At 74.3% G+C, this 8,108-nt stretch carries 9 protein-coding genes and 1 other RNA gene; 4 read left to right on the forward strand and 6 right to left on the reverse strand.

What is annotated here, in order from left to right; all coding sequences use genetic code 11:
- Positions 1 to 38 precede the first annotated feature (38 nt).
- The 4 genes from AC13HU_RS25845 to AC13HU_RS25860 form a co-directional block, all read right to left on the reverse strand.
- A complete protein-coding gene (locus tag AC13HU_RS25845; protein ID WP_483044348.1) occupies positions 39 to 1,079 on the reverse strand; it encodes an ABC transporter ATP-binding protein in 1,041 nt (346 codons plus the stop codon).
- Between the two features lie 90 nt (positions 1,080 to 1,169).
- Positions 1,170 to 1,559: a hypothetical protein gene (locus AC13HU_RS25850; RefSeq protein WP_483044349.1), complete on the reverse strand. Its 390-nt coding sequence runs from the start codon at positions 1,557 to 1,559 to the stop codon at positions 1,170 to 1,172.
- 139 nt (positions 1,560 to 1,698) lie between these two features.
- Positions 1,699 to 1,851 (reverse strand): hypothetical protein, encoded by a 153-nt coding sequence (locus AC13HU_RS25855; RefSeq protein WP_483044350.1) that lies wholly within the window; start codon positions 1,849 to 1,851, stop codon positions 1,699 to 1,701.
- Between the two features lie 84 nt (positions 1,852 to 1,935).
- Positions 1,936 to 3,072 (reverse strand): hypothetical protein, encoded by a 1,137-nt coding sequence (locus tag AC13HU_RS25860; RefSeq protein ID WP_483044355.1) that lies wholly within the window; start codon positions 3,070 to 3,072, stop codon positions 1,936 to 1,938.
- A gap of 486 nt (positions 3,073 to 3,558) precedes the next feature.
- Here AC13HU_RS25860 and AC13HU_RS25865 point away from each other — a divergent pair, with 486 nt between their 5' ends.
- The 3 genes from AC13HU_RS25865 (at position 3,559) to AC13HU_RS25875 (ending at position 6,099) form a co-directional block, all read left to right on the forward strand.
- Positions 3,559 to 4,512: a Nif3-like dinuclear metal center hexameric protein gene (locus AC13HU_RS25865; RefSeq protein WP_483044351.1), complete on the forward strand. Its 954-nt coding sequence runs from the start codon at positions 3,559 to 3,561 to the stop codon at positions 4,510 to 4,512.
- Positions 4,509 to 5,252, forward strand: a complete 744-nt coding sequence (locus AC13HU_RS25870; protein ID WP_483044356.1) for a zinc ribbon domain-containing protein — start codon at positions 4,509 to 4,511, stop codon at positions 5,250 to 5,252. The genes AC13HU_RS25865 and AC13HU_RS25870 overlap by 4 nt, the downstream gene beginning before the upstream one ends.
- A 139-nt stretch (positions 5,253 to 5,391) precedes the next feature.
- Complete coding sequence (locus tag AC13HU_RS25875; RefSeq protein ID WP_483044352.1) at positions 5,392 to 6,099, forward strand: histidine phosphatase family protein; 708 nt, start codon at positions 5,392 to 5,394, stop codon at positions 6,097 to 6,099.
- A 70-nt stretch (positions 6,100 to 6,169) separates the two neighbouring features.
- On the opposite strand, the gene eda is transcribed toward AC13HU_RS25875, so the two are convergent.
- On the reverse strand, positions 6,170 to 6,787 hold the full coding sequence (gene eda, locus AC13HU_RS25880; RefSeq protein ID WP_483044353.1) for a bifunctional 4-hydroxy-2-oxoglutarate aldolase/2-dehydro-3-deoxy-phosphogluconate aldolase: 618 nt from the start codon (positions 6,785 to 6,787) through the stop codon (positions 6,170 to 6,172).
- A gap of 90 nt (positions 6,788 to 6,877) precedes the next feature.
- On the reverse strand, positions 6,878 to 7,654 hold the full coding sequence (gene yaaA / locus AC13HU_RS25885) for a peroxide stress protein YaaA (protein ID WP_483044354.1): 777 nt from the start codon (positions 7,652 to 7,654) through the stop codon (positions 6,878 to 6,880).
- A 107-nt stretch (positions 7,655 to 7,761) separates the two neighbouring features.
- Between yaaA and rnpB the strand changes: the two genes are divergently transcribed.
- An RNA gene (gene rnpB, locus AC13HU_RS25890) (RNase P RNA component class A) lies at positions 7,762 to 8,108 on the forward strand; the annotation flags it as partial.

An 8,108-nucleotide genomic window follows, 5' to 3' on the forward strand; every position in this document is an offset into this window, starting at 1 on the left:
AGCCGGTACGGGCGCGGCGAGGGCCTTGCCGGGGGCGTTCATCGGGTCACCGCCTGGGAGTTGCCGTAGCCCGCGGCAGAGCCCGAGCCCGTGTCCGGGTCCGAGTCCGGGGTCGAGTCCGAGCCCGGGTGAGGGGCCGGGTCCGGGTGGGCGGTCAGGCTCAGGAACGCCTCCTCCAGGCTCGCCGCCGCCACCTCCAGCCGCCGTACCCGGCCGGCCTCGGCGAGCGCGAGCACCGTCGCGTCGGAGTCGGCGCTGCGCAGCACCGCGCGGTCGCCGCGCACTTCGAGCGCGGTCACCCCGGGCAGTTCGCGCAGGCCCGCGGTGCCCCGCCCGGCCAGATCGAAGGAGACCAGGGTGCCGCCGACCGCCCGCTTGATCTGCTCGCCGCTGCCGTCGGCGACGGTACGGCCCCGGTCGATCACGAGTATCCGGTCGGCGTTCTCGTCCGCCTCCTCCAGGTAATGCGTCGAGAACACCACGGTGTTGCCGCGCGCGGCGTACCCGCGCATCGAGCGCCAGAAGCCGCGCCGCGCCTCCACGTCCAGCGCAGCGGTCGGCTCGTCCAGCACGATCAGCGCCGGGTTGCCCGCGACGGCCAGCGCGAACCGCAGCCGCTGCGCCTGCCCGCCGGAGAGCTTGTCCACCCGCCGCCCGGCCAACTCCCCGATCCCGGCGAGCGCGAGGGCCTCGGCGACCGGCATCGGCCGCGGGTAGGTGGCGGCGACGAAGCCGACCCACTCGCGGACGGTCACCCGCGGGATCGGGGTGCCGTCCTGGAGCATCGCCCCCACCAGGCCGCCCCGGACCGCGTCCTGCGGCGCGCCGCCGAACAGCCGCACCTCGCCGCCGTCCGGCTGGTCGAGGCCGAGCATCAGCGAGATCGCGGTGGACTTGCCCGCGCCGTTGCGGCCGAGCAGGGCCAGGGTCTCACCGCGGGCGATGTCCAGGTCGATACCGGCGATCGCGTGCACCTGCCCGAAGTGCTTGTGGACGGCCGAGAACCGTACGGCCGGGGGAGGGGTGGGCGCCGCGGCAGTAGGGCCCGCCGCCCGCGCGCTGGAAAGGGTGTGTGCCATGTCCATGAAGCTACGGCGGCACGGCGGCGGTCCGGCAGACGCGAATGTGGTGGGGTGGCCGGGACAAATGTACTGGGTGGTCGGTAACGGTCAGTAATCGCGGCGGCGCTCGCGCCGCTTCGCCGCACGCTCCTCGGCCTTCAGCTCCGCCTGGGCCTGCCACTCCGCGTCCGCCTGCCGCCGCACGTCCTCGCTGTCGCGCACCAACTCCGCGACGGTGAAACGGCAGAGGACGTGCCAGTCGTTCGTGTACTCGCCCGGAACGTCGCTGCCGACCAGCAGGAAACCGTCCGCGGTACGGAAGATCCGGGTCCTGGGGGGATGCCGGTCCTGACGGGGCCGGTAGGTGGTGGCATGCCCCTCCAGCCGGGCGAGGGCGTCGGCGCGGCTGCCGGTGAACACCTCCAGCACGCTGTTGTACACGAAGCTGTAGCGACCGCCCTTGGCCTCTTCGACGATCAGGCCCCACCGCTCTGCCATCGGTTCCCCCCGGAATCCGGAATCGCGGCACTCGCCGGGTCCGCCGGGTGCCATGCCATGCCATGCCATGCCGCGCCGCGCCGGCCTGAGCCGCCGGTCCGAGCCGCCGGTCGGGACGGTGTCGGGCGGGGCGGCGGTGTCAGTCCGACCCTTCGCGACGGTGCTTGCCGTGCGGCGCCGCCGCCTCGGTGTCCTCCGCCGAAGCCTCGCCCCGGTGGCGGCCCGACGTGTCCTCGTCAGTGTTCTGGTGCGCCTGATTGCGCACGTGATCGGCCCTGGTCGCGTCCGACATCGTCGTGCTCTCCCCGTATACCCACATGACTACTTGCTCACTCAGGGTGCTCACCCTAGGTGACCCCGGCGAGTCTACCGAGCATCACGCGACCGGGGTCAGCGGGGCCTTCTGCAGCGGGAGTACCGCGAGTGGGCGGCGGGCCGGGGGCAGGGCGCGGGCCCGCAGCACCCGTGGCGCGGGCAGCGCGAGCGGCGCCGGGGCGGCCACCGGCGGCGGGTCGTACGGGTGCAGGGCGGTGGGCGTGGGCAGGTGGAGCGGGGAGCGGGGCAGCCAGCGGGCGGCCGGGCCGAGCCAGTCCGCGGGGGCCGGACGCCAGTGCAGGCGGCGCTCGCCGGGCCGCCCCAGCGCGAGCGACGAGCCGCCGCCGGGCACCGCCGAGCGGAAGGCGACCACGCACGCCTCGGGGGTGAGGATCTGCCCGGGCTGCGCGGCGACCGGGGAGAGCAGGGCGCCGGCCACCCGCAGGGTGTCGGGGAAGCGCACCGGGTGACGGCTGCCGAGCACGCCCCAGCCGAGCCGGGGCTCGCCGGTGGCGTCGCTGCGTACGATCATCAGACCGCTGTCCGGTTCGGCGAGCAGCAGCCGGTCGTCGCTGTCCTCGGTGAGCTGGAGCAGCGGGCTGACCCGGCCGGCGTGCAGGTCGACCACGACCGCCTTCGTCCGCCCGTCCATCTCACGGTCGAGCGCGAGCAGCCGCCCCGCGCGGTCCAGCCAGGCGCCGCCGGTGCAGCGGCCGGGCACCGTGACGAGGTGGACGGGGCCGCCCCCGCTTCCGCCGCCCGCGTCGCACAGTTGCCACAGCGAGGTCACACCGCCGCCCGCGTCGTAGCAGGTGGCGAAGGCGCCGAACGGGGCCGGCGGGAGCAGGCGCACGTCGGTGCCCGCGAGCGCGCCGATCCGCTGGGTGCCGGTGCCGGCGCCGGACGGGTACAGCAGGGACAGGTCGTGGCACACGGTGGCGGGGGTGCCGGAGCCGGCGGCGGCGTTGTCCGGGCCGGATGCGGCCGGGTCCTCGTCCTCGACGCCGGCTGCGCCGCCTTCCGCGCTGCCGGCTCCGGACTCGGCTCCGACCGCGGCCCTGCCGCCGGCCCCGCCTCCGTACCAGGCTCCGTTCCCGGCCCGGGTTCCGACACCGGTTCCGGCGCCGACCTCGCGCCGTACCAGCACCCGGCCGTCCGGCAGGGGCAGCACCTGCGTGCCCGGCTCCTCCGGCCGCATGCCGGGCAGCGCCACCGCATACGGTTCCGGCCCGTCCAGCGACCAGCGTTCGACGTACCAGCCGTCGCCCCCCTCGCCCTCCTCGCTCGGCACGGTCACCTCCGCGAGGCAGGCCGCGTACGACCCGTCCGCGCTGATCGTGAAGCCGGTACGGCGCTGTACGTGCGCGGTCGGTGCCGCGGGGACGGTCGGCGCCGCGGAAACGGGAGCGGTCGTGGCCGTAGCTGTCGCGGCGGCCGTAACTGTCGCGGCGGGCGAAGCCGGAAGAGCGGGGGTCTGCGGTGTGCCAGTCGTGTCGACGGTCATGTGGGTTCTCCACCTCCGGCTCAGGACCGTAGTTTTCGTACTTCATGACGATCAACGTGAGCTGGGGCAGTTCACACGTAAGGGTGTCGCTCTGCGCGAATCGGCGCCGCCGTCCGAGCCGTTGTGCTGCGCTGCCCGCTCGCATCCCGGCCGCCCGGCGCGGCGGGTAACCTTCGTAACGTGCCCGCACCCTCTCTCGCCGATGTCCTCGCCGCGCTCGACGCCCTCTGGCCGCCGGAGCTGGCCGAGTCGTGGGATGCCGTCGGCCTGGTCTGCGGAGATCCATCCGCCGAGGTCACCCGCGTGCTGTTCGCCGTCGACCCCGTACAGGAGGTCGTCGACGAGGCGGTACGGCTCGGCGCGGACCTGCTCGTCACCCACCACCCGCTGTATCTGCGCGGCACCACCACCGTCGCGCCGGTCGGACCGGCCGGTTTCAAGGGCCGGGTGGTGCACGACCTGATCCGCGGCGGCGTCGCGCTGCTGGTGGCGCACACCAACGCCGACCGGGCCGACCCCGGGGTCTCCGACGCGCTCGCCGCCACCGTGGACCTGCGCGTCACCGGACCGCTCGTACCCGACCCGACCGACCCGGAGGGCCGCCGCGGCCTGGGCCGGCTGTGCGAACTCGACGCGCCGCTGACCCTCGCGGAGTTCGCCGCGCGGGCCGCGCGCGACCTGCCCGGCACCGCCGGCGGCCTGCGGGTGGCCGGCGACCCCGATGCCACGATCCGTACGGTCGCGGTCTGCGGCGGCTCGGGCGACAGCCTCTTCGCCGAGGTCCGCGCGGCCGGTGTCGACGCCTTCCTCACCGCCGACCTGCGGCACCACCCGGCCTCCGAGGCTCAGCAGGCCGGACCGCCCGCGCTGGTGGACGCCGCGCACTGGGCCACCGAGTGGCCCTGGTGCGAGCAGGCCGCCGGCCAGCTCGACGAGATCTCCGACCGGCATGGCTGGAACCTGCGGACCCATGTCTCGCGGGTGGTCACCGACCCGTGGACGATCCACGCGCCCTCCGTCCCCTTGAGCGACCAGGGCGCACCGGATGCGTCCGGTGCGCCGGGTCCGCCCGGTCCGCCGATCTCGTCGCCGTCCCCGAATTTCCCTTCCAGCAGCACAGGAGCCCCCCGCTGAACGCCGCGCCCGCCGACCAGATCCGACTTCTCGAAGTCCAGGCCCTCGATGCGCGTATCGCGCAGCTCGACCACAAGCGCCGCAACCTGCCCGAGCACGCCGAGCTGGACCGGCTGGGCGCCGATCTCGCCCAGCTCCGCGACCTGCTCGTCGCCGCCCGTACCGAGGAGAGCGACACCGCCCGCGAGCAGACCAAGGCGGAGCAGGACGTCGACCAGGTGCGGCAGCGCTCCGCCCGCGACCAGCAGCGGCTCGACTCCGGGATGATCACCTCCCCGAAGGACCTGGAGAACCTCCAGCGCGAGATCGCCTCGCTCGCCAAGCGCCAGTCCGACCTGGAGGACGTCGTCCTCGAGGTGATGGAGCGCCGCGAGAACGCGCAGGAGCGCGGCAGTGAACTCGCCGGCCGGGTCGAGTCGTTGGAGGTGAAGGTCGCCGAGGCCGAGCAGCGCAAGACCGCCGCGCTGGAGGGCATCGACGCCGAGGGCTTCACCGTCGCCAAGCAGCGCGAGGTGCTGGCCGCCGCCGTCCCCGACGACCTGCTCAAGCTCTACGACAAGCTCCGCGCCCAGCAGGGCGGGATCGGCGCCGCCCGGCTCTACCAGAAGCGGTGCGAGGGCTGCCGGCTGGAGCTGAACATCACCGAGCTGAACGAAGTGCGGGCCGCTCCGGCCGGCACGGTGGTGCGGTGCGAGAACTGCCGGCGGATCCTGGTGCGCACGGCCGACTCGGGTTTGTAGAGCGGTGGTTGCGGCCGAGCGCGACCCATCGGCCGAGCGCGATCCATCGGCCGTGCCCGCGCCGCCGGTTGGGCCGGTGGGTGCGGCAACTGCTGTGCCCGTGGGCTCGGTTGAGGCCGATGGTGTGTCGTCGTCCGGGGTGGATCGGGGTACCCCTGACCTGGGCGCCCCGACCACGTTCGTGCTGCTGCGGCACGGCGAGACGGTACTGACCGGGCAGCAGCGGTTCTCCGGCAGCGGGGGAGGGGACCCGGAGCTGTCGGAGCGGGGGCGTGCCCAAGCCGATCTGGCCGCAAGGGAGTTGGCCGGGCCGTCGCCGTACGGACCTGACCGGCCGGATGAGTTCGGGGCAGGTGGTCACGGCGCCGTGCGGGCCGTGGTCAGCTCGCCGCTCGCCCGCTGCCGGCAGACCGCCGCCGCGGCCGCCGCGCGACTCGGTCTGGACGTCACCGTCGAGGACCGCCTGCGCGAGACGGACTTCGGCGCCTGGGACGGCCTGACCTTCGCCGAGGCGCGGCAGCGCGACCCCGGCGCGATGACCGCGTGGCTCGGCGATCCGTCCGCCACCCCGCCCGGTGGCGAGAGCTTCGAGCAGGTCGCCGCCCGGGTCGAAGTCGCCCGCGACGCCCTGCTCGCCGCCCACCGCGGCCGGACCATTCTGCTGGTCAGCCACGTCACGCCGATCAAGACCCTGGTCCGGCTCGCCCTCGGCGCGCCGCCCGCGGCGCTCTTCCGTATGCACCTGTCCCCGGCGGCGCTGTGCGCGGTCGACTACTACGCCGACGGCAACACGTCGGTGCGGTACGTCAACGCGACCGCTCACCTGCGCGGCCTCGACCGCGCGTAACCGGGGGCACTTGACCTGGGGACGCTTGACCTGGGGACGCCTCACCGTGGGCGCTTCACCGGGGGGTGCTTCACCCGGTGAGTGCCGCGGCCTTACGGGCCAGCTCGGTGACCTCGTCCCACGCCTTCGTCCGCAGCGCTTCCTTCGGCAGCATCCAAGTGCCGCCGACGCAGGCGACGTTGGGCAGTGCGAGGTAGTCCGGTGCGCGGTCGGCGTCGATGCCGCCGGTCGGGCAGAAGCGGGCCTGCGGCAGCGGTGACCACAGCGACTTCAGATACGGTGCGCCGCCGGCCGCCTCCGCCGGGAAGAACTTCATGTCGGTCACCCCGCGCTCCAGCAGCCGCAGCACCTCCGAGACCGTCGAGACGCCGGGCAGGGAGGGCAGGCCCGAGTCGCGCATCGCGTCCACCAGCCGCTCGGTCCAGCCGGGGCTGACCAGGAACCGTGCGCCTGCGGCTTTCGCGGCGGCGACCTGGTCCGGGTCGAGCAGGGTGCCCGCGCCCACCACCGCGTCCGGGACTTCGCGGGCGATCGCGGCGATCGCCTCCAGCGCGGCCGGGGTGCGCAGGGTCACCTCGATCGCCCGCAGGCCCCCCGCCACCAGGGCGCGTGCAAGCGGCACGGCGTCGCGCGCGTCCTCCAACACGACCACGGGGATGACGGGGGCGAGGTCGAGAACGGTTTCCATGCGGTCATTCTGGCCGCGGCGACCAGCTCCTGCAACGGCCGTTGCGCAGGGTGCAACGGCCGCCCCGGTGGGGCCGGGCGCCGGGCGGAATCAACGCAGGAGCACGTCGAGCTGGGAGCCGTTGCCCGGGTGCTCCACCTCGAACCCGAGGTCGCGGAGTGCGTCGGCGAGGCCGGACGGCGTTTTCGGGGCGGCCCCGGACGTGAGGAGGGCGCGCAGCAGCGTCCCCTTGGTCGCCTTGTTGAAATGGCTGACCACGGACCGCTTCTCCACGCCCGCCACGACCGCCACCTGGAGCACGCGGACCGTCGCCGTACGACCCGCGAGGGCGGCGGGCGGCTTCCAGGCGGCCGTGTAGGCGGACGAGCGCAGGTCCAGGACGAGCCCGCGGCCGGCCACCTCGGGCAGGACGCTGTCGAGGTGCGGCCGCCAGTATCCGGCGAGCCCGCCCGCACCCGGCAGTCGTACTCCCATGGAGCAGCGGTAGGAGGGCACCCGGTCGGTCAGCCGCAGCGCCCCCCACAACCCGGAGAAGACCAGCACCGAGCGCCGGGCCCGCCGCAGCGCCGCCGTGTCGAGGGTGGCCAGGCCGAGCGCGTCGTACAGCACGCCGGTGTAGAGGTCGGCGGCGGGCAGCGCGGGGGCGGTGCGCAGCTTCGCGTTCTTGGCGATCTCGCCGCGCAGCCCCGGGGTGAGCCCGAGCACCTCGGCCGCCTTGTCCGCGTCGCCCTCGCACAGCTGCACCAGCTCGTCGAGCACGGCCGCCCGCGCGCCGGTCAGCGCGGGCAGCGACAGCCCGTCGAGCGCGAGCGGCCGCCCCCGCGCGGCGGTGGCCTTCCCCTCGGACGGCGGCAGCAGTACGAGCACGGGTTCTCCCTGGCGTTCCTGAGCGTGTTCTCCCGGCCGCCGCGGCGCGGCCGACCCGCAGCAGCCTACGGCCCCGGTGGACCGGCTAGGATGGGCCGTACGGCAGACGAGTCGGGCGGACGGTCGCGTCGGATCACCTGTGATCCGCCGAGGAAGGTCCGGGCTCCACAGGGCAAGGTGGTGGCTAACGGCCACCCGGGGTGACCCGCGGGACAGTGCCACAGAAAACAGACCGCCGGGGATTTTGGTCCCCGGTAAGGGTGAAACGGTGGTGTAAGAGACCACCAGTGCCCAGGGTGACCTGGGCAGCTAGGTAAACCCCACCTGGAGCAAGGTCAAGAGGGCGCCATAGGAATATGGCCCCGCGCGGACGTTCGAGGGCTGCCCGCCCGAGTTCGCGGGTAGACCGCACGAGGTTGCCGGCAACGGCAGCCCTAGATGGATGGCCGTCTCC

This window comes from Streptomyces sp. NH27 (assembly GCF_056859195.1).